Consider the following 23641-nt stretch of genomic DNA (forward strand, 5'->3'; position numbering starts at 1 on the left):
ATTACCAACCCTTACGCTCCAAAAGTTTCTTGATATGGGCAAAATGGTGACTACCGTGCCATGCGTAGCGTCCAATATTCTCTTTTAGGGTGGTCTCTTCATTTCCATCCGGATGGGTAAACTTCCGTTGGAGGTCTTCTTCTGATAGCCCTTTCAACAGATAGACCAACTTGGCATGCACTACCCTCAAATGGTCCAATGACATCTGTATGGGAGCTGATTTGGAATCAAACAACGCTGCCCATGCCTTCTCATCATAGGGTTTGATCAGTGGATTGTCTTCCGTAAGTGCCCATTTAAATCGGATATAACTATGATGGTGACTGTCCGCAATGTGGTGCACCAATTGCCTTACGGTCCAACCTTCCGGTCTATACGGGGCTTCCAGTTGGTCCTCGGAAAGCGGGAGGACCATGTCGGCCAAGCGTTGGGGAAGGTTCTCCAAAACAGAGATCCATTCATCCAAATGTTGCTGCGTGATTGGGTCGGGAATTTGATAATGCCCAATAGGGTAACGAAGTTGCTCCAATTGTTCTTTTTCCATACACCAAAAATAAGGAACTCTTTTACAGAATGATATCGTGTACAACCATAAAATATGAAGAGTAACCTTAATTTTAATACACTTTTAACGCCATGAAAAACATGCAATTGAATTATCTACTAATTTTGTAGGACAACTATTTTTTAATCTAAAAACAAGACATATATGGCCGCATTACGATTGGGCGATACCGCTCCTGATTTCACTGCCGCAACTTCTGAGGGCACATTGAACTTTTACGACTATCTTGGTGATGGTTGGGGCATTCTTTTTTCGCATCCTGCCGATTTTACCCCGGTCTGCACAACAGAACTGGGCACTGCCGCCAAGTTCAAGGACGAATTTGACAAACGCCATGTAAAAATGATGGCATTGAGCGTTGATGGTGCCGAATCGCACAAGGAATGGATCAAGGATATCAACGAAACACAGAACACTGTGGTCAATTTTCCCATCATTGCCGATGAGGACCGAAAAGTATCCGACCTATATGATATGATCCACCCCAATGCCAACGATACGCTTACCGTTCGTTCAGTATTTATTATTGGTCCGGACAAAAAGGTAAAATTGATCTTGACCTATCCTGCATCCACCGGGCGGAACTTTTACGAGCTTTTAAGGGTTGTAGATTCCCTACAATTGACGGCCAACCATAAAGTGGCCACACCCGCAAACTGGAAAAATGGGGAAAAAGTTGTGGTCAGTCCGGCCATACCCACCGAAGAAGCAAAACAAATCTTTTCGGGTGGGGTTGAAGAAGTTAAGCCGTATTTGAGGTTGACACCAGACCCCACTGCATAATCTTTTTTGAGAAAAAAGAACAAAAACCCTAATTATCAATAAATTAAACGTACATTCGCTGCTCAAATTAATTTTTTAGTATTTATTATGAGTAAAGGAACAGTAAAATTCTTCAACGATTCAAAAGGTTATGGCTTTATCACTGAAGAAGGTTCAGAAACAGATCACTTTGTACACATTTCAGGTCTAATCGACGAAATTAGGGAAGGTGACGTTGTAGAATTTGAACTACAACAAGGTAAAAAAGGATTGAACGCCGTAAACGTACAAGTTATTGATTAAGGTACAAACGCTCTTTTTTATAAATAAAACCCGGGTTTTTCCCGGGTTTTTTATTTTTTGAAAAATTAAACGCAACCTCTTTTCTTTTTTATATCTATTCTACAAACACCGTTCCCCATAACCATTAAATGAAATGCTATGAACACTTTTTTTGGGATACTCCTTCTCCTTTTGGTCATTAATGCATTGTTACTTGTTTTGAGTGTCAATGGCTCCAAAAAGAACTTTTCCGGTGGAATTTTCAATAAACACTAGATTCTGACTTTAAATTTAGGACAATACGGTAGGGTATTTTTACGTTGGATTGTTATCAACTAAAGAGAAATTCCGATATGGGCACATTCTTTACCGTTTTACTGCTATTGCTTATCCTTAACTTTTGTTTGCTTTTGGTCAGCGTCAATAGAGCCAAATAAAAAAGCTCCCTGTTATGGAAGCTTTTTTAATATTGCATATCTCTGGAAGTTATTTATTTTACCCCCATAAGTTCCACATCAAAAATCAAAGTGGCATCAGGAGGAATAACCCCTCCAGCTCCCGCACTTCCATAAGCCAAGTGTGATGGGATCACAAATCGGGCCTTGTCCCCAACCTGCAACAGTCCAATCCCTTCATCCCATCCTGGAATGACCTGACCTACACCCAGGCTAAATTCAATGGGCTGATTTCTTTTATAGGATGAGTCAAAAACCTGTCCATCGGACAAACAACCTTCGTAATGGACAGAAACCGTACTGCCTTTTTGAGGTTTGGCCCCGCTTCCTTTTTGAATGATCTTGTATCGCAGACCACTATCGGTTTTATCAAACCCGGCTGCCAATTCTTCCATCTCTGCTTCGGCTTTGGCCTTGGCTTCCGCAATTCGTTTCTCCCGGGCTCCCTCAAAAGTCCTGAAAGCTTCAATGGCATTCCAATTTTGGGCATCATCCCCTACCCTCACAATTTCCAAACTTTCAATCGCATCGCCTTGGGCAATGGCATCCACTACTTCCTGTCCATGCTCCACATGTCCGAATACGGTATGCTTGTTGTCCAACCAAGGTGTGGCCACATGGGTAATGAAAAACTGGCTGCCATTGGTACCAGGACCTGCATTGGCCATGGAAAGCACTCCTGGCCCCTCATGGGTCAACTCAGGATGGAACTCATCATCAAATTTATATCCGGGATCACCGGTACCGGTTCCCAAAGGACACCCTCCTTGAACCATAAAGTCGGCAATTACCCTATGGAACTTTAACCCATCATAATAGGGCTTGCCCTGCGGTTTTGCCGAATTTTCCATGTTACCTTCTGCCAAAGCCACAAAATTACCCACGGTACCCGGGGTTTTATCATAAGTAAGCTTTACCAATATTTCACCTTTGGAGGTGTTGAATTTCGCGTAGATTCCGTCTTCCATATCTTCTGATTATAAAAATTATTGGGTGTTATCTTTTACAAGATTGCAAAGGTAGGGGTTTTAAAGGGCAATCCCTTGAAGGTCCGATCTTTTGCCAAATAAGAAGTATTTTTATAGGGCAAAAATTTACTGACCATGAAACAGCTCGGCATCATCTTCCTAGTATTTGCAATAGCAACCTCTTGTCAAAACAAAACGGATACCCGTGGGTTTACCATCCAAGGAACCGCAAAGAATGTACCTGACGGAACCCATATTCTTCTATACTTCTTCCCCAATACCCATAAAGTTGTGGATTCCACGGTTGTCATGGATGAAAAGTTTCAATTTAAGGGAAACCTGGACCGACCTACTTTGGCCCATGTACGAATGCCCAATAGCAGGGACGACAAGACCTTCTGGTTGGAAAATGCCGAAATAAGGGTTGTTGGCGAAAAAGGACGTTTTTCGGATGCCGAAATCACTGGCTCCAAAACACAGGATGAGTCCGTTTTACTTTTGTCGCGCAAAGATTCCATCTTTAATGAAATGGAAAAATTGGAGGCCATGGTAACGGACAGCAATAGGGATTCCCTTTTCATGATCTATGAGCAAATGCAGAATGTGGAAGTGGGCATCAACCAAAAGTTTATTGCGGAATATCCTGAATCCTATGAAAGTCTTACCCGATTGAACTGGTCCAAGGAACGTCTCGGCGGGCATAAAACCGAACAATTGTTTTCTTCCTTGGGCACGGAACTAAAGGCTTCGGAAGAAGGAAAGACCATACAGGAATTCATTGCCAAGAACCAGACCCTTGCCATCGGTGACAACTATGTCGATTTTGAACAATCCAACACCGCTGGACAAATGGTCCGGCTTTCCGAAATGAAAGGCAAATACACCCTGATAGAGTTTTGGGCCTCTTGGTGCGGACCGTGCCGAAGTTTCAACCCTGAACTGGTGGAACTCTATGACCAGTACCATGACCAAGGATTTGAAATCTTGGGAGTTTCCTTGGATTCCGATGAAAATCGATGGAAAGGGGCCATTGAAAAAGATGGGCTCACTTGGGCCAACGTTAGCGACCTAAAAGGAGCCAACAATGAAGCCGCCATGATCTATGGGGTACGGGACATCCCGGACAATTTACTCATTGATGAAAATGGAAAAATCGTGGCACGGTTTATCCGTGGGAACGCCCTAAAAAACAAGCTCAAAGAAGTATTTGATTAATGCACGAAATTAAAATATCATGAAAGACCCTTGGTTAAAACGATGGGACGAACGGTATAGCAACACCGCATATGCCTTTGGTGAACAACCCAATGAGTATCTGCGTGGACAATTGGAAAAACTAGAACCCGGAAGCATCCTTTTTGCTGCCGAGGGCGAAGGCCGCAATGCCGTGTACGCCGCCAAATTGGGTTGGACCGTTTCCGCGTTCGACATCAGTACGGAAGGACGGAAAAAAGCATTACAGCTTGCCGAAAAGAACAAGGTTTCCTTGGACTACAAAGTAGGTCAACTCCCAGATTTGGACTATACCGAAGGGCAGTTTGATGCCATTGCACTGATCTATGCCCATTTTCCGGCGTCCATTAAATCCGCATACCATAAACTGCTCAGTACTTATTTACGTAAGGATGGAACGGTGATTTTCGAGGCTTTTGGGAAAAAACACCTGCCCTACCGGGAGAAAAATCCCAAAGTAGGTGGCCCAAGGGATTTGGAAAGTCTTTTCTCCGTTGAGGAGTTGCTTGCAGATTTTACCGATTACGAAATCACCGAACTTGTGGAAAAAGAGGTTGAACTCAGTGAAGGACTTTTTCATGTGGGAACAGGGTCTGTGGTTAGGTTTGTAGGCCGGAAAAAATAAAATCAACAAATCACTCTTTTTTGAAACTGGAAACCCTGAACTTAGACCAAAAACTTGCTGGATGACAAAAATCATTTCAAAGCCCAACTGCGGAAATTCCCCAAAAATGGCATTCCTGAAAGAGTTCAACAGTGCGTTTGTCAAAGCCAATGTAAAATTCCTTCTGAACAACGTAACAGATGATATCGTCTGGACCATTGTCGGGAATGGAAAAATAGAGGGAAAGGAACAATTTGCTGATGCATTGGAACAAATGACCACCGAAAATATATCGGAATTATTCCTGGACCAGATCCTTAGCCATGGAAAAGAAGGAGCTGTACGCGGGACCATGGTGATGCGGAACGGAAAGCAGTATGCCTTTTCGGATTTTTATGAATTCAAAGGGGCCAAAGGGGAAAAAATCAAGACCATGACCTCCTACGTCATCAAACTATAAAACGAACCGCATAGATCCACAGAAAATGAAATCGAACATTGAAACCATAAAGGAGCTGTACCTAGACTTCTCCAAAGGAGACACCAACGCCATAAAGGAGAAATTTGCCCCGGACATTGAATGGATCCAAATGAAGGGCTTTCCCAATGGAGGGCACCATATGGGGTTCGATGCCATTCTCAAGAACGTGTTCCAGAATTTTGGGGAAAACTGGACCTCTTGGGCCGCAACCATTGACGAATATGTGGATGCGGGCGAATCGGTCTTTGCCATTGGGCAGTACAAGGGCACCTATGCCAAAACGGGGAAATCCATGACCGCGGATTTTGCCCATCGGTATGTCTTGAAAAACGGGAAAATCATCAAGTTTACCCAATATACCGACACCAGATTGGTGGCCGAGGCCATGAAATGATGCACTTGTACACTATCCATTAAATCTTCAAAGCAGATTATTATGGATTTTTCAGTATTTTTTGGGAGGATTTCATCCGTAAACCAGATAAAAGGTTTTGGCACAACTAAAAAATGAAATTTAAAGCTATACATATACTCATCATTCCCATTTTACTCATGTCTTGCGGAGAAGGTTATAAAAAAATCGATGGAAACTGGGCCTGGGTGCTACATAGCGAGGCAGGAAAACACGTTAGAAAAATCAACGCGGACATATCCACTTTTACAATATTGGACTCCCCAGAATACGCAAGGGACAAGAACTCTGTGTATTGGAGAGGCATTGAAATTGAAAACTGTGATCCAGAAACATTTAAAGTCATCACAGAAAATGGATATGCCAAAGACAAAAAAAATGTCTATTTGGATACTGAAATCGTGATTTTTGCCAATCCAAGCACTTTTGAAATCATTGAGTGGCCCTATGCAAAAGATGATGAGCGGATTTTTAATGGAAATTTGCCAATGAACGTTGACAACATAGAGGAATTTGAAATCACAAAAAGTAGTGGTATGAAAACCTCTTCAACAAAATCATTCTTCATAAAACAAAATGAGGGGTATACATGGCTGGACACCTTGAGCGTGAATGCGATCATTACAGGAGGAAGTGCTGAGGCCAAAACACAAACACAAAAATTCAAAGGGTATAAAAGAGTTGAATAGGCCATGTATCCTGTTGGCCATAAAAATTGCCCAATAACCTAACGGCCATCCTTAAAACCTAAAAAGCTCCAGCAAGGGAACCTCAAGACCATCCGCAATTTTCATCAAAGTACCCAAACGTGGATTGGTCTTTCCGTTTTCTATCATATACAATTGGGTTCTTCCAATGCCACAATCAAACGCAAAGGCTTTTTGGTCCATGCCTTTTGCTTCCCGCTTTTCCTTGATACGGACTCCCAACTGTACTAGATATTTGTCATTTTGCATTTTTCATGGTCACTATATCTAACAGGTTAAGCTTAAGGGGCTAAAAGGTAAAGAAGGAAGCACCATACCATTACTTCATCAACACAGTATTCTTTAAGGAAATTTAGAGCAATATTCCTATAGAATGGCCTGCGGTGTATTACTATGACGTAGGTCATTTTTGCTTTTTCCCCTAATGATATCTCACTAATTAAACATGAGAGGTTTAAAATCATTTTTTGTAATAATTTTTATATACGAAAATAAGTCTTTTAGTACAAAAAATTATGTATTTTTATAAAAATCAGATAGTTATGAGTTTAAAAAAATACAATACCAATCCTTCCAAAAGATATAATGGCCCAGAATTTGAAGAGTATTGTATTTCCGAAGCTAAATATCTGCTTGCTTCTAGAGACAGGACACCCTGTATTACCTGCCCCCTAAACAATTTATGTATTCCTGGGTTTGAAGAGCAGGTAAGAAAACTTCAAAATGGAGAAAATCCAAGCTTAACCGAAGGTTGCAATTTTGACCCTGAATCGCTTATACCGGAAAATCTATTCAACGGATTGACTGAAGAACAAATCAAATTTGTAAAAAAGCATATTCCAAACCTTTAAAAATAGATATTATGAATGAAGATGTTTCAAAATTACAGCTCGAGGCAAAAAAGCAATTATCCCAGAAATCCGATTTGGTGAGCAAACAGCAACTGGAAGCTAAAAAACAATTATCCCAGAAATCCGATTTGGTGAGCAAACAGCAACTGGAAGCTAAAAAACAACTTTCCAAAAAAGCTGAACTGACCAGCAAACAACAATTGGAGGCTAAAAAGCAGCTTTCCCAGAAAACTGAATTAGTGGGTAAGCAGCAATTAGAGGCAAAGAAACAGTTGGCCAACAAGAAAAAACTAAAATAAGACGGCTAACATAATCTTGCTATCATCAAAACTTACAACTGTAACATCTGGTCAGCCTTAAAACCTAAAAAGCTCCAGCAAGGGAACTTCCAGAACTTGGGCAATTTCATATAAGGTGTAGACCGTGGGATTTACTTTTCCATTTTCAATCTTCTCCAGAGCTTGTCGGTCTTTCTTGCATGCACGCGCCAACTCGGCTTGGCTCCACCCCTTTTCTTCCCGGAGTTGAACCACGCGTTTTCCCAGCTTCTTTTTTAAACCTTCTCTGTCCACAAAACAAATGTCAACTATTAATGTGACACTTTTGTCATACAAAAGTTTGACAAATCGATTTAATGTTTTATTATTGTCATATAACTGTATGACAATTGAGTAATTATAAGACCCTAAAAATCCATTCCCAATTCCGTCGCCGTACCTGGGACAACATTCTGGTGCCCGAAATACGGTTGGAGGGCCATTGGCTCAAGGAGTTGGGTTTTGAGGAGGGAAAAATGGTACAGGTGATCATGCAGGACAAAAAACTTACCCTTACCGTAGTGGAAGATTACGGGCCGTAGTTTCAAACAATGTTTAGTCCACTGGCGATCTCATAAATTTTGCCGATCTTTATAGGATTGTTTGTACCGATTTTACAGTTGTATGGGGAAAAGAAAAAAGCAGGCGAAAATTTTACGGGTTTTTAGAAAAGTGCACCGTACCACGGGTGCCTTTTTATTTGTGTTCTTCTTTTTCATATCGGTCTCCGGCCTGTTGCTCGGCTGGAAAAAGAACACCGCCGGGATGATCCTTCCCGAGTCGCAAAAGGGCACTTCCACCGATCTACGGGACTGGCTCCCGGTGGATAGCCTGCATACCATTGCCTGCAACACCTTGCACAACGCTGTTTCTCCCCAACTTTCCTTGGAACTGGACCGGATTGATATGCGCAAGGACAAGGGCATGGTAAAGTTTGTCTTTGTGGACGAATACTACGAAGTACAGTTGGATGGTGCCACAGGCGATGTACTTTCCATTGGTCAGCGCCGTTCGGATTTTTTGGAAAAAGTACATGACGGCTCCATTTTGGATCGCTATCTGGGAACTTCGGGAGTGATAAAATTGGTATACACCACTGTTATGGGCACTTCACTCTTGTTGTTCACCATCACCGGTTTTTGGTTGTGGTACGGACCCAAAAGAATGCGGAAGGCAAAAAAGCCCATAACCTAATCCGATTTATCCGATACCTTCTGGCTCCTAACTCCTGTTTCCTGTTTCCTGTTAAGACTACCCTTTTATTTTTGAAGTTGGAATGGCACCATACTTATCCATAAGGTATACCAAACTGGCCATAGAGGCTGCTCCCAGTTCCAATTCTCGTTTGTTCACATGCTCAAAAGTGTCGTTCTCGGCATGGTGATGGTCAAAATACCTTTGTGAATCGGGTACCAGACCGGCTAGGACAATATCGGGGTTTTTCATGGGGCCAATGTCCGCACCGCTATATCCTTTCACGAACAAATGGATCAAATAAGGTTCGAATAAGCTTTTCCAGCTTTGGATCTGGTCAAAATTTTCATCGGAACAATCCAGTGAAAAACCCCTTGGGGTAAATCCACCTGAATCGCTTTCCAAGGCAAAGACGTGGTTTTCGTTCTTGCTCAAGGCCACTTCGGCATATTTGTTGCCCCCGCGAAGCCCATTTTCCTCATTCATGAACAGCACTACGCGAATGGTACGCTTGGGCTTGTATCCGGTCTTCTTCAACAATCTAAGGACGTCCATGCTCTGCACACAACCGGCACCATCGTCATGGGAACCATCGCCCAAATCCCAAGAATCCAAATGTCCACCCACGACCATGACTTCATTGGGATAGGTACTTCCCTTGATCTCACCAATAACGTTATAAGATTGTACATCCTCGTATTGTTTGCAGTTCTGCTTAAAATAAAATTTGATGTTGGGATTGAGTTTTAAGGTGGTGCTCAACAAATCGGCCCCGTTGGTACTGATGGCCGCCGCTGGAATCCTTTGCGAAACGGGCGTATCGCCATAGCTCATGGAACCCGTGTGGGGATAATCATCCAATCGCAGGTTCATGGAACGCACGATCACACCCAAAGCGCCATACTTGGCCGCCTCGGCCGCACCGGAATACCGTTGGTCCACACAACCGGAATACGATGCGAAAGTACTGATCAGCGTAGGGTCCATAGGTCGATTGTAAAAGACAATCTTTCCCGCTATTTTATCCTTTCCCAGCTTTTGAAGGTCTTCTATCCCCTGCACCTCAACAATATTGGCCTTTAGGCCACCATCTGGCGTGGCCACGGAACCTCCCAAGGCACAAATGGGCATATTGGTGGTGAGTCCGGGCTTGGTCTCCATGTAGGCAAACTCCGGGAGTCCCCTCACCCACTTGGGCACCATTACGGGTTGCAGCCACACGCGGTCCAACCCCAAGGAATCCAACTGGCCCTTGGTGTATTCCACGGCCTGTTGGGCCTGTACCGAACCTGACAAACGACCACCGATCTGATTGGAAAGGTAATCCAACCATTCATACGCCTGCCCATCGGTCAGGGCTTTATCGTATATGGCCTTGATTTGTTTTTCGTCGTCAGATTGTGAAAAAAATGGGGTACTTGCCAGCAAAAGGGCCAAAAGGAGTACTTTTTTCATGGGGATTCTTTTTCCAGTTCTTGTTTAAAGGTTTCTAAATTAGCCTTTATTTTATCATCGAGCTCGGGTTCCTTGATATCTTTGTACTTTTTTAACGCTTCCAGCATCACCGATGCCACAATGACACGGGCCGCCTCTTTATTGTCCGCCGGAACCACAAACCAAGGCGCGTGGTCCCTGGAGGTTTTGTTCAAGGCTTCCTCGTAACAATCTTGATAGTCGCTCCAAAGTTTACGCTCTTCAAGGTCGCCCGGGGAGAACTTCCAATTTTTTCGCTTTAAATGGATTCTACGCAATAAGCGTTGACGTTGTTCTTCTTTGGAAAGATGCAGAAAGAACTTAAAGATCACCGTACCATTTTCAGCTGCATGCTTTTCAAAATCGTTGATTTGTCTGTAGCGCTTCTCCCAAAAAGCATCGTTTATATCGGAAACCGATTCCACTCCGGGTATATTTTCCCCCAAAATATATTCGGGATGCACTTTGGTGACCAATACATTCTCATAATGGGTCCTGTTGAATACGGAAAACTTGCCCCGTTCCGGCAAGGCAACATAATGTCGCCATAGATAGTCGTGCCGCAATTCCAATGGTGTGGGCACCTTAAAACTATGGACTGCCACTCCCCTTGCATTGAAGTCTTTGAAGACTTCCCTGATCAAGCTGTCCTTTCCCGCGGTATCCATGCCCTGCAAACAGACCAAGACCCCGTATTTTCCATGGGCGTACATGGTATCCTGGAACTCGCCCAAATCCTTTCGGATGTTTTTGAGTGCCTTTTTCAGTTCCTTTTCAGAGGCTCCAAAATCCTGATATGTAGTCAATTGGGATAAATCCACCCCTTCTTTCACCTTATAAGTTTCCGTATTGATTTTTTCCATGGGATTCAATATAGTCCATTTTATCCATTCTTTCAACTGATAAAAAACTGCCGTTCGTCGACATTTTTACCGTTTATGGGACAAGAGTGCTTTTTTATCGATTTTATTCCACCTCCGCTCTTGCTTGCCCCTAACTTAGTGAAACCTAAAAACGCAACGTCCCAAATCCAATGCGTTATGAAATGTAGAAAGATTACCCTACTTATGGTCTTTGCCATGGTCCCCCTTGGCCTGTGGCCCATGACATCCACATCAAGCGCCAATGCTTGCGAATATGCCAATTCCAACCTCGAGTACATCAAAAGCAAAATTGAGGATGCCGTTATTGCCAAAGACTTTGGAATGGTGAAATACCATGCCTACAAAGCTTTGAACGGCATTGAAAAAACCCGGTCCAACTTTTTGGATTGTGGTTGCGAAGGTACCATTGAAAGCCTTGAAAATGTATTGACCGAACTGAAGATCGCCACAAAGACGGATTCGTTCAAAACTTCCAAAAAATCACTGCATCTTGCCTTGGAAAGCACCATGATAGGCATCAAGGTCTTACGCGTCTATGAACAGGAAAACGCGAGCGTCTACGGGAATTCTATTTTGGTCATGAACACCAAAGAGGCCCTGGACAACCAAAACGGGATGTTCCTTACCCATGAGGGTGCTGTAAAACAACAGGTGCACAATTGTCTTTTAGGTTTTGAATCTTCCTTGGAAAAAGTGGTGAAGGAAGTGGATTGTGATGAAGCACGAAGGTTTGTCAACAATATTCATGAGGAATCCAGGTTGATTTTGCTCAACACAGAACTATCCCCCCACAAAAAGGAATACCATCAACGGGTAAAGACCCTGACCCAGGACGCCTTGACCCAGCTCGATGATTGCAAGAGTATGGACTGATTATTTACTGGCGAAGAGTTTCACATCTTCCTCCGATACTTCCTTGCCCCCTAGAATAATGAGTCGCTCCACCACATTACGGAGCTCCCTTACATTACCGGTCCAATCATAGCTCTTGAGCAACTCGGTGGCCTTTTTGGAAAAATCCTTGGGTACTGCTCCTTGTTCCGAAGCTATTTTCTTGGCAAAGTGCTCGATAAGAATGGGAATATCGTCCCTTCTATCGTTCAACGCAGGTACCTTAATCAAGATCACCGCCAAACGATGGTAAAGGTCTTCCCTGAATTTACCTTCTTCTATTTCCTTTTTTAAATCTTTGTTGGTCGCAGCCAATACCCTAACATCCACTTTGATGTCCTTATCGGAACCTACACGGGAAATCTTGTTTTCCTGAAGGGCACGGAGCACCTTGGCCTGTGCCGAAAGGCTCATGTCGCCTATCTCATCCAAAAAGATGGTGCCTTTATTGGCCGCCTCAAACTTGCCTGCCCTGTCCTTGACCGCGGAGGTAAACGCTCCCTTCACATGTCCGAAGAGCTCACTCTCTATAAGCTCTGAAGGTATGGCCGCACAGTTCACCTCAATAAAAGGCGCTGCGGACCGTGGGCTTTTTTGGTGCAGCCAGTGGGCCACCAATTCCTTTCCGGTACCATTGGAGCCCGTGATCAGTACGCGGGCATCGGTCGGGGCCACTTTTTCTATCATTTCCTTAATGACCTCGATTTCCTCACTATCACCTACCATTTCATAGTTCTTGGACACTTTCTTTTTCAAGATCTTGTTCTCTACCACCAACTCCTTTCGGTCCAAGGCATTGCGTACCGTGGTGAGCAATCGGTTAAGGTCCGGTGGTTTTGAGATATAGTCAAAGGCACCCATCCGCATGGTGTTCACGGCAGTATCCAGATCACCATGCCCGGAGATCATGATAAAGGGAGTCTCCGGTTTTATTTTTTTTGCGGCCTCCAATACTTCCACCCCATCCATTTTGGGCATTTTTATATCGCAAAGTACCAGATCAAAGTCTTCTTTTTTAATGGCCTCGATACCGCTTAACCCATCTTCGGCCTCTTGCACATTATAAGTATCGCTCTCTTCGACCAAAATTTTCACCAAAACCCGCCTAATGGCAGATTCATCTTCTATTACCAAGATTTTAGACATACACGTGTTTTAAAAGATTCCTATTTTGAACCCAGTCCTAATATAAAAATTTGCCTCATTATTCAACAAATAAACATCGCCTTGTTTATCGTTCCGTAACTTCCCTTCCTGTGCAATGGAGCGTCCGGCCATTAGGAAAAGGGACATGTTCTTGGTTATATTGTACTGATACCCCATTGTACCCACCAAAGCGGTCAATGATATTTTGGATGCTATTTGATTATAAGGCAACATGATATTGTCCTGGATATTCATAAAATATCCATCCAAGAACAGTGCCAATTCCAACGAGTGCTTTTCATTGAAGTGATGCCGAAAGTTGGAACGGGGCATTCCCATGGTGTAGGACCACTTGGGATGAAACTTCTTATAGTAGTTGATCAGGGGCAAGGGCACCGGTATACCCGTGGTACTGTTATAAGTGAGTCCCAATACTATCCGAAAAGGCTTATCGGCATTAGGTTCTTCTTTCCAGAATGCGGCCGTGGCATTCAGAAAAAAATCATCGGTAATGGTTCCACTTGTGAAATTGGAGGCCATTCTCGGGGTAAGAATCGCTACAAAATTCCAACTGGGATTCCATTTGGTAATGATTCCCAAGTTCATGTCCACTACATGAAAACGTATCAGCTCACTTTTATCAAAAGGAAAATCTTGGGAGTATCCAATGTCAAAACGATTGTACTCCATACCCGTGATCAGGTAGTCCTTTTTGGCGTTGATCTTTATAGGTAGATTGAACAGGAGCTTGTACCGTTGGGTCTTGATTCCCGAATCGTTTTCTGGAATATTAAGGTATTCCACTCTTAGAATATCGGTACTCTGACCCAATGCTTTTGGGACAAAAAGTACCATAAGGGTTGCTAAACATCCCCAAAGTATTGAATTGCGTGCCGAGGTTTTTATCTTTTTAAGGTTTTTGCTGAATGATATGTACATCGCGCTGTGGAAACGGAATGCTTATGTTATTTTCCGCGAACAACGTATTGATCTTATAGCGCATTTCGCTCTTGACCCTGGGATCGCTAAAACTGTCATTGGTAAAAAAATGTACGGAAAACATGAGGGCCGAATCTCCAAAATCATCAAAAAGCACAAAGGGTTTGGGATTTTTAAGGATTTGCTTCTGTTCCGCGGCCACCCGTTCCAAAATCTGGGTCACCAGCTGCACATTACTCCCGTAGGCCACTCCCACGCTTACACTTTCGCGTGTGGTACGATGGTTTTGGGTGTAGTTGTACATGATGTCATTGATGAACTTGTGGTTGGGTATGATCACCACCTTGTCGTCCCGGGTAATGGCCCGTGTGGTCCTGAGCTTTATTTCAAAAATCTTGCCCACCTTGTCATCCACCTCCACAATGTCCCCCACTTGAAGGGATTTGTCCACAATGATCAAAATACCTCCAAGAATATCCTTGAAAAGTTCCTGTAGCGCCAGACCCAAGCCCACGAACAGGGCAGCAGAGGCCGTTATGATCAATGTGATGTCTATCCCCGCAGCACTCAGGGTGACCAGAATCACCACTAGATAAATTACATAATTGGTAAACTTGAAGACGCTGGAGAACTTTTGCTTGTCTTCCCGCTCCATTTTATGGGTAAGTAAATATCTGACCCATTTAAGGGCAAACTTGGCCACTACAATACTGATGGTCAGCAATAGAAGCAATCCAATAGTAAGGTTAATGGTCTTTTCCCCTTCTCCAATATGGAAACCGAGGTTGAGGAAGTCCTTTATGGAGCCCCAAATATCCTCTTTGATGATTTCCTCTATTTCGTTATCTACCTGCATGTTAATATCGTAACCACTTTATCAACTCTTTATAGGTTGGTTTCTTACCATACATCAGTATGCCTACCCTATAGATTTTTGCCGCCAAGGACACAATTCCCAAAAAGGTAATGATCAATAGGCCTATGGACACCAACAATTGCCATAAAGGTACACCACCTTCTCCAATTCCCCCAGGCAAACGCATCAACATTACAATGGGCGAAGTGAGTGGAAACAAGGAAAAGCCTACTGCGATAGGGCCATGTGGGTTACTGAAAACAGAGAAGAACCCCACATAAATGGCCAACATAAGTGGTAAAATAATAGGAAAAATAAATTGTTGCGTATCGGTTTCATTGTCCACTGCGGCACCAATGGCAGCATAAATGGAACTGTAGATCAAGTAGCCCAGTACAAAATAGATGAAAAACGATACGATCAACAACCCCCAAGGAATATCCAATATCTCCCTGGCATACGTCATCATCTCACTATCCATGGTGGCTAGTTGGGACATCTCGTTCATGGCACCGGGAGGCATATTGGTATTGTTGGCCATGGACCCCAAATCTATTCCAAAGAGCATCACGGCCAAAAACAGCAACAATGAAGCGGATATCAACCAGATGGTAAACTGGGTAATCCCGGCCAGCGAGGTGCCAATGATCTTGCCCAACATCAGTTGGAAAGGTTTTACCGAAGAGATGATCACCTCTATGATCCTGCTGGTCTTTTCCTCAATGACGCTGCGCATTACAAAGCCTCCATAGATAATAATGAACATCATAATGGCATAGCCAAAACCACCTCCAATAAATGCCTTGATCTCATTGATTCCTTTTACACTTTTTTCACCATCAAAGGTGGCCAGATTGATTTCAAAAGGTTGTTCCACTTGTGAAAATTGATCTTGGGACACCCCTAGTTTTTCCAATCGACCTTGTCGTAACCGTCTTTGGATAATGCCCTCCAAGTGCTGGGTCATCTGTGTATTGGGATTGTCCTTGGTATACAGATAGGCTGATTTTGCCACTGTCTCGACATCTTTCCCATAAGGAAGATACAACAGTCCATAGTACCCCATGGAATTAATGGAATCTTTTGCCTCTTCCAAGTCAATACCATCCAAATGGATATAGGAAATCTGTTCCGTAGGTTTGAATTCCTGATGAAAAAAAGCACTTTCATTAAGAATGGAAATCACCCGCTTCTCATTGTCGTTTATCTTGGTGAGGTAGGCTATCAACACAATCATGCCCACAATCAGTAGGGGGCTAAGAATGGTCATGACAATAAACGAACGGTTCCGCACCTTTGCCAAATACTCCCGCTTGATGATCAACCCCAACTTACCTATCATTGTCCTTGTTGTTTACGGTTTGAATAAAAATATCGTTGGCCGAGGGTATGGTTTCCTCAAAACGGTTCACATTGGCCATACTGGAAAGTTCCGCCAATATTCCTGCTGTGTGGGAAGAAGGTAATTGCACCCTAAAGTCCAATTGGTTTTCCCCACCATCAAAACTGGACGATAGGATGTTGTAGTTTTTGTTCAAGTTCCCCATCAAAGCATCCACATCTTGCTGGATTTCCAATCCCACATTGAAAACATTGTTCTTGTAAGCCTTCTTGATCTCGGATAGTTTGCCGTCCAATATTTTCTCCGACTTATGGATCAGGGCAATATATTCGCAAAGCTCTTCCACGGATTCCATACGGTGTGTGGAAAAAATAATGGATGTTCCCTTTTCCTTAAGCTGAAGGATCTCATCTTTGATGATATTGGCGTTTATGGGGTCAAAACCGCTGAAGGGTTCATCAAAAATCAACAGTTTGGGCTCATGGAGCACCGTAACGATGAATTGTATCTTCTGCGCCATTCCTTTGGAGAGCTCTTGGATTTTTTTGTTCCACCAATCCCCAATATCTAAACGATCAAACCAGTATTTCAATCGTTTTTTGGCCTCAGCCTTGGAAAGTCCTTTGAGCTGAGCAAGGTACAGGGCCTGTTCCCCCACTTTCATGCTCTTGTATAAACCGCGTTCCTCTGGCAAGTATCCTATATAAGATATATGTTGCGGAGCCAAGGGTTCCCCATTGAACAAAATCTCACCGGTATCTGGGTGGGTTATTTGGTTGATGATACGTATAAACGAAGTCTTCCCTGCCCCATTGGGACCTAGTAGACCATAGATACAATTCTTAGGTATATTGAGTGAAATGCTGCTCAGCGCGGTATAGTTTCCATATGATTTGGAAACATTTTTGGCAACAAGGATGTTATCCATGCATACAATTTTTTCAAAGATATGTATTTGCCCAAAAAGATTGGTTTTCCCTAAAAACAAAAACCCACCCTTAAAAATTTCAAGGATGGGAAAAAAATTGCTATGAAAAAGAAAATTAGATATTGGTCACCCAACATCAGTTTCAAATATACGTTTTTTATTTAAACAGCAAGTTTTTTCTTCTTAGGAGAACATATCTTTCACCTTTTCAAAAAAGGATTTGTCCGATTTTTCGGGCTTTGGGACAAAATTCTCATCACTTTGCATCCGTTCAAAAAACTCCCGCTGTTCCTTGTTCAATTCCTTTGGAGTCCACACATTCACATGGACCAAAAGGTCTCCACTGCCATAACCATTGATGCTGTTGACCCCTTTTCCTCGGAGTCTCAATATTTTTCCGGATTGGATTCCGGGCTCCAATTTTATACGGACCTTGCCTCCAATGGCATCGATTTCCTTGGAACTTCCCAAAACAGCTTCTGAAATGCTGACATAAAGATCATAGTGCAGATTGTCCCCTTCCCTTTTTAGGGTTTCATGCTCAAGGGTTTCAATGGCCACCAAAAGGTCTCCCGCCACTCCATTTCCTGGAGCTTCATTTCCTTTTCCGGACACTTTTAGCTGCATACCATCCTCAACACCCGGTGGTATTTTAATGGAAACGGTCTCTTCCTCTACCTTAAGTCCTTGGGCATCTGCCCCCGAAGGGCGATGATCTATGGTCTGCCCGGAACCGCCACAGGTATGACAGGTGGTTGCGGTCTGCATTCGACCTAAAATGGTATTGGTGATCTTGGTGATCTGCCCACTTCCATTACAGGTTGAACAGGTCTTATAGGTCACTCCGTCCGCCTGAAGCTTTCTTCTAACCTTCACCTTCTTCTCCACGCCGTTGGCCACTTCCTCCAAAGTCAGTTTCACCCGAATACGCAGATTGCTCCCTTTCATCCTACGCTGGCCTCCGCCACCAAATCCGCCAAATCCGCTGAAACCTCCTCCAAAGGCACCTCCAAAGATATCCCCAAACTGACTGAAGATATCGTCCATGTTCATACCTCCGCCACCAAATCCGGAACTACCATCGAAAGCGGCATGGCCGAACTGATCGTAGCGTGCACGCTTGTCTGGATCGCTCAACACTTCATAGGCTTCGGCCGCCTTTTTGAACATCTCCTCTGCCTTGGTATCCCCAGGGTTTTTATCTGGATGGAATTCAATGGCCTTTTTTCTGTAGGCTTTCTTTATTTCTGCGGCCGATGCTCCTTTTGAGACACCCAGTATTTCGTAAAAATCCTCCTTCATAAACTATTAGTTGCCAACGACCACCTTAGGGTGTCGAATGATACGATCTCCTAGCTTAAAGCCTTTTTCGACCACATCAATGATTTTACCTTTCAATTTTTTATCGGGTGCCGGAATTTGGGTAATGGCGTCGTGCACTTCAGCATCAAACGCATCGCCTTCTTTTACCTCAATCTGCTCCAAACCCTTATTTTTTAGGGTTTCCTTGAACTTGTTGTTGATAAGCTCAACGCCTTTGAACATTTCTTTGTCCTCGGATTTTGCAAGCTCTTTCAAGGCACGGTCAAAATCGTCCATTACGGGCAACAGGGAGACCATGACTTCCTGTCCGGCCGTTTTGAACAGCTCCATACGTTCCTTTGAGGTTCTTTTCTTAAAGTTTTCAAACTCGGCAAAAAGCCTCAAAAATTTATCCTTCTCCTTGGCCAGTTCCTCACGTAGCCCCTCTTCTTCGGAAATCTCTTCAGCCCCGTTCATATTTTCATCGTTCAGCTCAGGATTGACCGTTTGGGCTTCTTCAGAAAACCCTTCCATATCCTCAACTTTACTTTTCTTGCTCATATGCGTCTGTTTTATTCTTTTTTGAAATGGCAAAATTACTGCCAATTGCCCAAAAATGTCAAAATGTCACCACAAAACATAAAAAAATCCGCTCAAGGCGGATTTATCCTGTACAAAAAACTCCATCACCTCATCATACAAGCTCTTCAGAAACAGAGTCTACCGAGGTTTTTTCATCTTTTTCGGTATAAATATGTTGCAGGGCCAAACAAATATTGGGGTGTTGAAAGGTGAAGCCCTCGTTTTCAATCTTTTTACTGCTCACCCGCTGACTGGCCAATAGCAGGTACGACATTTTACCCAAAAGCATTTTCAGGACAAACTTGGGCACATGGGGCAACCACAACGGCCGATCCAAGTTACGTGCAAGTTCCTTGGTCATTTTGGCATTGGTCACCGGGTTGGGAGCCACACCATTATAAGTTCCACCGAGATCATTTTCCAAGATGAACACAAACAATTGTGCCAAATCCTCAATATGTATCCAAGATTGCCATTGCTCCCCGCTACCCAATGGTGCTCCCACATATCTTTTCACAGGGAAAGCCATTTGGGGCAAAGCCCCTCCTTGATCGGACAGCACAATTCCTATGCGTATTTTGGAAACATTGACTCCCAAATTTTTAAACGTATCCGCTTCAGCCTCCCATTTTTGGGCCACTTCCCCCACAAAACTGTCATCTACCTGCGGTTCCTGTTCTTCATAAAATTTGGAAAGGGAGTCCGGGTAAATCCCAATGGCAGATGCTGAAATCAATAAGCCTATACCGGAAGAATCCAATTTTTCCATGGCCCTATACAATGTCCGCAGACTGTTGATACGGCTAGTGAGCACTTTCTTCTTGTGTATTGGTGTCCAACGTTTGGCAATACTGGCCCCTGCCAGGTTGATAATGGCATCGACCCCATCAAAACAGGCCATATCCAATTCACCCTTATTTGGGTTCCAATAAAAACCACGGTAATCTTCGGATTGTTCTATTTTCCGTTTTTGTGTCGTCAAGTAATTCACGGCAATACCTTTGGACCGCAATACCTTGACGATTGCCCCACCAATTAAACCCGTAGCTCCCGTAATCAACACCTTCATACAATCATTTTAATACAAATTTACAGGTTTAAAGTGCTGTTCCTTAGGTATTAATTTAGGTTTAACACAAATATGCCGACTTTAAGTGAATTTAAGATAAAGGAAGGTGGTTCCGTTAACAAAGCCTTGATATGGTTCAATCTTTGGTGGCTCGAAGCATTTCCCGTTTCCCCGGTGGACCAGGGAGTCGCTCCACGGTAAAGCCCACTTGCTGCATGGCCCTTCGCACGCTTCCCTTGGCGGCATAGGTGACCAGAACCCCATTGGTTTTGAGCGCCCGATACATCTTTTCAAAGATTTCCTCGGTCCATAGTTCTGGTTGGACCCGAGCGCCAAAGGCATCAAAATAAATGAGATTGTAGGTATCCGAATCGGTGATTTCCTTGAAATCTTTTTGCTGTTTGTGCAATGAAAAATCTTGGGTAATCAACGTACTCTTTTCCCAAGGGGACCGATGCATTTCCTCGAACCTCTCTTGATGGTCCAAGGCATTCAATTCGGCGCAATAATCCAGCTCCGCAATTTCTTCCATGGATACCGGATAGGCCTCTACCCCCACATATGCTATGTTCAGTTGTTGTTTTTTGGATTCCAAAAGGGTGATCAGTGCATTCAATCCCGTTCCAAAGCCAATTTCCAGAAGTTGAATATCGGTATTACTGAACAGTCGTAATCCATGTTCAATAAAAACATGGTAGGCCTCCTGGATAGCCCCGTGCTTGGAATGGTACTGTTCGTCCCAATCTTCTATTTGGATGGTCTTTGAACCATCACCGGTGGTTATGATCTTTCGCTTCAAATTTAATCTTTGATGAGAACCCCTTCGGCCTCAAACCGTAGTATCCGTTTTGGCTCTTTGATTTGATTGATTTCTTCTTCCGAAGCGCCGCTATCCTTTGCGTAATGTTTTTGGTCATCCACCGACATCTCCTCCAAAAAGGCCATGCCCTGCATGAAGACCTTTTTGTCCGCGGCATCTTTGGGCACAAAAAAGCCATAGTCCTTGAACCTTACGAACACTTCTTCTTGGGGAGCAATCTCAACCTTCATCCAACATCCTTTTGCCTGACACACTTCCTTGATTTCCCCGGACAATTGCGTTTGCAGGGAATCCTTAGCGGTAAGACCTTCATAAATAGTCCTGCCATTGTCTTTTTTCTCAGAAACAGTAAACTTATTGCCATAATACGCTCCTTCCCCCGAGTGTTGTGCCAAAGCGACTTGCATGGAAAAGACTAAAAAAACAGTACAAAAAATGTTAAAAGACCTCATTTTAGACAATATTTGAGTATTTCTGGACAAAGAACAGAAATTAGAATTATGAAACCCCTAAAACTAACAATAAATAGCTAATTTTAACCTTCCAAAGTTAATGATATGGAAGCGGTAATGAACAACATCACAGTCGAGAAGGCAAAAACATCCAAAATCCATGATGTGGATTTTGAAAATCTTTCTTTTGGAAGCACGTATACGGACCATATGCTGGTCTGTGATTATGAAAATGGGGAGTGGAAGGCTCCAAAGATTGTCCCTTACCAACCCATTACCCTGGATCCCTCTGCAAAGATTTTCCATTATGGCCAATCTATTTTTGAAGGGATGAAGGCTTACAAGGACGAAGACGAAAAAATCTGGCTCTTCCGTCCGTTGGAAAACCACAAGCGATTGAACAAATCGGCCAAGCGATTGGCCATTCCCGAGCTACCTGAATCCCATTTCATGGACGGGCTCACCGCCCTATTGCAATTGGAAAAAGATTGGGTTCCCACAACTCCTGGCAGCTCCTTATATATAAGACCTTTTATGTTTGCATCGGGAACGGGCTTTCATGCCTCACCGGCCGATGCCTATAAATTTATCATAGCCTGCGCCCCGTCCGGAGCCTACTTTTCCGGAAGTGTCAAGGTATTGATAGAGGAAAAGTACTCTCGTGCCGCCAACGGTGGTGTGGGGTATGCCAAGGCTGGAGGAAATTATGCCGGGCAATTTTATCCAACACAATTGGCTGCGGAGAAAGGATACCAACAAGTTATTTGGACCGACGACAATGCCCACGAATTTATCGAAGAGGCCGGCGCCATGAACGTGTTTGTACGCATTGGAGACACTTTGCTCACTGCACCTACCAATGACCGTATCCTAGACGGCATTACCAGAAAGAGCATCTTGGACATTGCCAAAGATGAAGGCATCAAAACAGAAGTACGTAAGGTTTCTGTAAAGGAAATCGTGGAAGCCGCAAAAAATGGTTCCTTAAAAGAAATGTTCGGTGCAGGTACGGCCGCGGTCGTCTCACCAATAGGAGCCTTTGGATATAAAGGAGAGGATTATGACCTTCCTGAGTTGGCGGACAGTTATGCGTCCCGTCTCAAAAAGAGAATCACGGATATCCAATACAATAGGGCCGAGGACAAATTCGGCTGGCGCTATCCTGTTCAGTAAAAAAAAGGCACCTTAAGGTGCCTTTTTTTTTATTTGTCCATGATGGTTTGGATGTCAGGCTTAAAATAATTTGGCCCTTTCATCACTTTCCCATCTTCCCGATATATAGGCTTTCCATCTTCCCCCAACTTGCTCATGTTACTCCTTTGGATCTCTTCGAACACCTCCTCTATTTTATACTGCATCCCATGTTCCAGAATGGTCCCACATAGAATATAGAGCATATCCCCCAGTGCATCGGCCACCTCAATGAGATCTCCATCATTGGCCGCTTCCAGATATTCTTTATTTTCCTCATCCATAAGGTTGAACCGCAAAAGGTTCTTTGCTTCACCCAAATCGGCCACGGGTTTTTTGGATACTCCCAGACCAAAAGAAATGTGGAACTGCTCCACCGCCTTTATTTTACTTTCCATTACACTTGTTTTGATTTAGCTTTGCATAAAAATATAAAATATGTTCAGCTCCGGACAGCTAATTTTCGCCGTACTTTTTATTATTGTCTTTGTTGCCGCCATTTCTTTTACTTACCGAAAGGACAAAAAGCTCCACAAAAAAAACTATACCGGGGTAAAATGGGTCTTGATTTCATTCATAGTATTCATTATTATCCTATTCTTGATCAAAAACTTCCTCAAAAATTAACACTGAACATGAGTTCCCAACAAAAATGGGGGCATTGACAACTTTTATTACCTCATTCCAACCAAAATATAGGAAAATACGTACTTTTGTAAAACAATTGTTCAGCCAGAGATAGATGACCACATTTTTTAGCCTTCTTCTTATTTTACTTGCCATTAATGCATTACTGTTGATTTTTAGTGTCAATGGAGGTCTGAACGACCTTAGAAAACCCATTCAAAAAATTTCTGAGACATCCGTTAGAAAATTATTCCCAAGCGAGTCTCCCGAATCTGAATACAAGAAAGCGGTATAGTTTGTACCTTTGG

The 23641-nt window shown here is 43.3% G+C and carries 32 protein-coding genes; 15 read left to right on the plus strand and 17 right to left on the minus strand.

Annotation, left to right across the window (positions count from 1 at the left end; translation table 11 throughout):
• Position 1: 1 nt before the first annotated feature.
• Entirely contained in the window at positions 2–544 is a 543-nt protein-coding gene (locus ACPD8L_RS07110; protein ID WP_423942696.1) for a YfiT family bacillithiol transferase, read from the minus strand.
• 165 nt (positions 545–709) lie between these two features.
• Here ACPD8L_RS07110 and ACPD8L_RS07115 point away from each other — a divergent pair, with 165 nt between their 5' ends.
• On the plus strand, positions 710–1348 hold the full coding sequence (locus ACPD8L_RS07115; protein ID WP_116218285.1) for a peroxiredoxin: 639 nt from the start codon (positions 710–712) through the stop codon (positions 1346–1348).
• An 87-nt stretch (positions 1349–1435) separates the two neighbouring features.
• Positions 1436–1630 (plus strand): cold-shock protein, encoded by a 195-nt coding sequence (locus tag ACPD8L_RS07120; protein ID WP_116218286.1) that lies wholly within the window; start codon positions 1436–1438, stop codon positions 1628–1630.
• A 469-nt stretch (positions 1631–2099) separates the two neighbouring features.
• On the opposite strand, the gene ACPD8L_RS07125 is transcribed toward ACPD8L_RS07120, so the two are convergent.
• Positions 2100–3032 (minus strand): peptidylprolyl isomerase, encoded by a 933-nt coding sequence (locus ACPD8L_RS07125; protein ID WP_421809835.1) that lies wholly within the window; start codon positions 3030–3032, stop codon positions 2100–2102.
• A gap of 135 nt (positions 3033–3167) precedes the next feature.
• Between ACPD8L_RS07125 and ACPD8L_RS07130 the strand changes: the two genes are divergently transcribed.
• The 5 genes from ACPD8L_RS07130 (at position 3168) to ACPD8L_RS07150 (ending at position 6451) form a co-directional block, all read left to right on the plus strand.
• A complete protein-coding gene (locus tag ACPD8L_RS07130; RefSeq protein ID WP_423942698.1) occupies positions 3168–4247 on the plus strand; it encodes a redoxin domain-containing protein in 1080 nt (359 codons plus the stop codon).
• 19 nt (positions 4248–4266) lie between these two features.
• Complete coding sequence (locus ACPD8L_RS07135; RefSeq protein ID WP_421809837.1) at positions 4267–4890, plus strand: class I SAM-dependent methyltransferase; 624 nt, start codon at positions 4267–4269, stop codon at positions 4888–4890.
• Between the two features lie 61 nt (positions 4891–4951).
• Positions 4952–5329, plus strand: a complete 378-nt coding sequence (locus ACPD8L_RS07140; RefSeq protein ID WP_423942701.1) for a nuclear transport factor 2 family protein — start codon at positions 4952–4954, stop codon at positions 5327–5329.
• 25 nt (positions 5330–5354) lie between these two features.
• Positions 5355–5744 (plus strand): nuclear transport factor 2 family protein, encoded by a 390-nt coding sequence (locus tag ACPD8L_RS07145; protein ID WP_116218290.1) that lies wholly within the window; start codon positions 5355–5357, stop codon positions 5742–5744.
• Between the two features lie 113 nt (positions 5745–5857).
• Positions 5858–6451, plus strand: coding sequence for a DKNYY domain-containing protein (locus ACPD8L_RS07150; RefSeq protein ID WP_423942702.1), 594 nt, complete (start codon positions 5858–5860; stop codon positions 6449–6451).
• A 51-nt stretch (positions 6452–6502) separates the two neighbouring features.
• On the opposite strand, the gene ACPD8L_RS07155 is transcribed toward ACPD8L_RS07150, so the two are convergent.
• On the minus strand, positions 6503–6718 hold the full coding sequence (locus ACPD8L_RS07155) for a helix-turn-helix domain-containing protein (protein ID WP_293301818.1): 216 nt from the start codon (positions 6716–6718) through the stop codon (positions 6503–6505).
• 293 nt (positions 6719–7011) lie between these two features.
• Between ACPD8L_RS07155 and ACPD8L_RS07160 the strand changes: the two genes are divergently transcribed.
• Positions 7012–7320, plus strand: coding sequence for a hypothetical protein (locus tag ACPD8L_RS07160; protein ID WP_421809841.1), 309 nt, complete (start codon positions 7012–7014; stop codon positions 7318–7320).
• An 11-nt stretch (positions 7321–7331) separates the two neighbouring features.
• Complete coding sequence (locus ACPD8L_RS07165; protein ID WP_421809842.1) at positions 7332–7619, plus strand: hypothetical protein; 288 nt, start codon at positions 7332–7334, stop codon at positions 7617–7619.
• 57 nt (positions 7620–7676) lie between these two features.
• Here the strand turns inward: ACPD8L_RS07165 and ACPD8L_RS07170 are convergent, their stop codons facing one another.
• Positions 7677–7892 (minus strand): helix-turn-helix transcriptional regulator, encoded by a 216-nt coding sequence (locus ACPD8L_RS07170; RefSeq protein ID WP_423942704.1) that lies wholly within the window; start codon positions 7890–7892, stop codon positions 7677–7679.
• A 95-nt stretch (positions 7893–7987) separates the two neighbouring features.
• Here ACPD8L_RS07170 and ACPD8L_RS07175 point away from each other — a divergent pair, with 95 nt between their 5' ends.
• Together ACPD8L_RS07175 and ACPD8L_RS07180 are read left to right on the plus strand one after the other, a co-directional pair.
• A complete protein-coding gene (locus tag ACPD8L_RS07175) occupies positions 7988–8179 on the plus strand; it encodes a SymE family type I addiction module toxin (protein WP_423942706.1) in 192 nt (63 codons plus the stop codon).
• An 82-nt stretch (positions 8180–8261) separates the two neighbouring features.
• Positions 8262–8831 carry a PepSY domain-containing protein gene (locus ACPD8L_RS07180; protein ID WP_423942708.1) on the plus strand — a complete coding sequence of 190 codons (570 nt, stop codon included), beginning with the start codon at positions 8262–8264 and terminating at the stop codon, positions 8829–8831.
• A 57-nt stretch (positions 8832–8888) separates the two neighbouring features.
• On the opposite strand, the gene ACPD8L_RS07185 is transcribed toward ACPD8L_RS07180, so the two are convergent.
• Both ACPD8L_RS07185 and ACPD8L_RS07190 read right to left on the minus strand, forming a co-directional pair.
• Positions 8889–10286, minus strand: a complete 1398-nt coding sequence (locus tag ACPD8L_RS07185; protein WP_423942709.1) for a M20/M25/M40 family metallo-hydrolase — start codon at positions 10284–10286, stop codon at positions 8889–8891.
• On the minus strand, positions 10283–11167 hold the full coding sequence (locus ACPD8L_RS07190; RefSeq protein ID WP_423942711.1) for a PPK2 family polyphosphate kinase: 885 nt from the start codon (positions 11165–11167) through the stop codon (positions 10283–10285). The genes ACPD8L_RS07185 and ACPD8L_RS07190 overlap by 4 nt, the downstream gene beginning before the upstream one ends.
• Positions 11168–11344: 177 nt before the next feature.
• Here ACPD8L_RS07190 and ACPD8L_RS07195 point away from each other — a divergent pair, with 177 nt between their 5' ends.
• Positions 11345–12061: a hypothetical protein gene (locus ACPD8L_RS07195; protein ID WP_147300853.1), complete on the plus strand. Its 717-nt coding sequence runs from the start codon at positions 11345–11347 to the stop codon at positions 12059–12061.
• Here the strand turns inward: ACPD8L_RS07195 and ACPD8L_RS07200 are convergent, their stop codons facing one another.
• From ACPD8L_RS07200 to ACPD8L_RS07245, 10 genes are all read right to left on the minus strand, one after another.
• Positions 12062–13225: a sigma-54-dependent transcriptional regulator gene (locus ACPD8L_RS07200; protein ID WP_293301835.1), complete on the minus strand. Its 1164-nt coding sequence runs from the start codon at positions 13223–13225 to the stop codon at positions 12062–12064. It lies immediately after the preceding gene.
• 9 nt (positions 13226–13234) lie between these two features.
• Positions 13235–14080 (minus strand): DUF6268 family outer membrane beta-barrel protein, encoded by an 846-nt coding sequence (locus tag ACPD8L_RS07205; protein WP_423942712.1) that lies wholly within the window; start codon positions 14078–14080, stop codon positions 13235–13237.
• Positions 14081–14135: 55 nt separating this feature from the next.
• The gene (locus ACPD8L_RS07210; protein ID WP_293301838.1) at positions 14136–15020 is read right to left on the minus strand and encodes a mechanosensitive ion channel family protein; all 885 of its coding nucleotides are present in this window, start codon (positions 15018–15020) and stop codon (positions 14136–14138) included.
• A 1-nt stretch (position 15021) separates the two neighbouring features.
• Positions 15022–16359 carry an ABC transporter permease gene (locus ACPD8L_RS07215; protein ID WP_423942980.1) on the minus strand — a complete coding sequence of 446 codons (1338 nt, stop codon included), beginning with the start codon at positions 16357–16359 and terminating at the stop codon, positions 15022–15024.
• Positions 16352–17290, minus strand: a complete 939-nt coding sequence (locus ACPD8L_RS07220) for an ABC transporter ATP-binding protein (protein WP_293301840.1) — start codon at positions 17288–17290, stop codon at positions 16352–16354. The genes ACPD8L_RS07215 and ACPD8L_RS07220 overlap by 8 nt, the downstream gene beginning before the upstream one ends.
• A gap of 183 nt (positions 17291–17473) precedes the next feature.
• Positions 17474–18592 carry a molecular chaperone DnaJ gene (gene dnaJ / locus ACPD8L_RS07225; protein ID WP_116218303.1) on the minus strand — a complete coding sequence of 373 codons (1119 nt, stop codon included), beginning with the start codon at positions 18590–18592 and terminating at the stop codon, positions 17474–17476.
• A gap of 6 nt (positions 18593–18598) precedes the next feature.
• Positions 18599–19153: a nucleotide exchange factor GrpE gene (locus tag ACPD8L_RS07230; RefSeq protein ID WP_293301844.1), complete on the minus strand. Its 555-nt coding sequence runs from the start codon at positions 19151–19153 to the stop codon at positions 18599–18601.
• A gap of 133 nt (positions 19154–19286) precedes the next feature.
• The gene (locus ACPD8L_RS07235) at positions 19287–20243 is read right to left on the minus strand and encodes a TIGR01777 family oxidoreductase (protein ID WP_423942713.1); all 957 of its coding nucleotides are present in this window, start codon (positions 20241–20243) and stop codon (positions 19287–19289) included.
• A 136-nt stretch (positions 20244–20379) separates the two neighbouring features.
• Positions 20380–21042, minus strand: a complete 663-nt coding sequence (gene mnmC2 / locus ACPD8L_RS07240; protein ID WP_423942715.1) for a tRNA (5-methylaminomethyl-2-thiouridine)(34)-methyltransferase MnmC2 — start codon at positions 21040–21042, stop codon at positions 20380–20382.
• A gap of 2 nt (positions 21043–21044) precedes the next feature.
• Positions 21045–21470 (minus strand): DUF4920 domain-containing protein, encoded by a 426-nt coding sequence (locus tag ACPD8L_RS07245; protein ID WP_421809850.1) that lies wholly within the window; start codon positions 21468–21470, stop codon positions 21045–21047.
• Between the two features lie 150 nt (positions 21471–21620).
• Here ACPD8L_RS07245 and ACPD8L_RS07250 point away from each other — a divergent pair, with 150 nt between their 5' ends.
• Positions 21621–22688, plus strand: coding sequence for a branched-chain amino acid aminotransferase (locus ACPD8L_RS07250; RefSeq protein ID WP_116218308.1), 1068 nt, complete (start codon positions 21621–21623; stop codon positions 22686–22688).
• Positions 22689–22717: 29 nt separating this feature from the next.
• On the opposite strand, the gene ACPD8L_RS07255 is transcribed toward ACPD8L_RS07250, so the two are convergent.
• Positions 22718–23104: a pyrophosphohydrolase domain-containing protein gene (locus ACPD8L_RS07255; RefSeq protein ID WP_116218309.1), complete on the minus strand. Its 387-nt coding sequence runs from the start codon at positions 23102–23104 to the stop codon at positions 22718–22720.
• A 40-nt stretch (positions 23105–23144) separates the two neighbouring features.
• On the opposite strand from ACPD8L_RS07255, the gene ACPD8L_RS07260 reads away from it, so the two are divergent.
• Together ACPD8L_RS07260 and ACPD8L_RS07265 are read left to right on the plus strand one after the other, a co-directional pair.
• Entirely contained in the window at positions 23145–23333 is a 189-nt protein-coding gene (locus ACPD8L_RS07260) for a hypothetical protein (protein WP_116218310.1), read from the plus strand.
• A 115-nt stretch (positions 23334–23448) separates the two neighbouring features.
• Positions 23449–23628 carry a hypothetical protein gene (locus tag ACPD8L_RS07265; protein WP_293301855.1) on the plus strand — a complete coding sequence of 60 codons (180 nt, stop codon included), beginning with the start codon at positions 23449–23451 and terminating at the stop codon, positions 23626–23628.
• Positions 23629–23641: the final 13 nt, after the last annotated feature.

This window comes from Flagellimonas algicida (genome assembly GCF_049629585.1).
In the GTDB taxonomy this organism is placed as follows: Bacteria; Bacteroidota; Bacteroidia; order Flavobacteriales; family Flavobacteriaceae; genus Flagellimonas.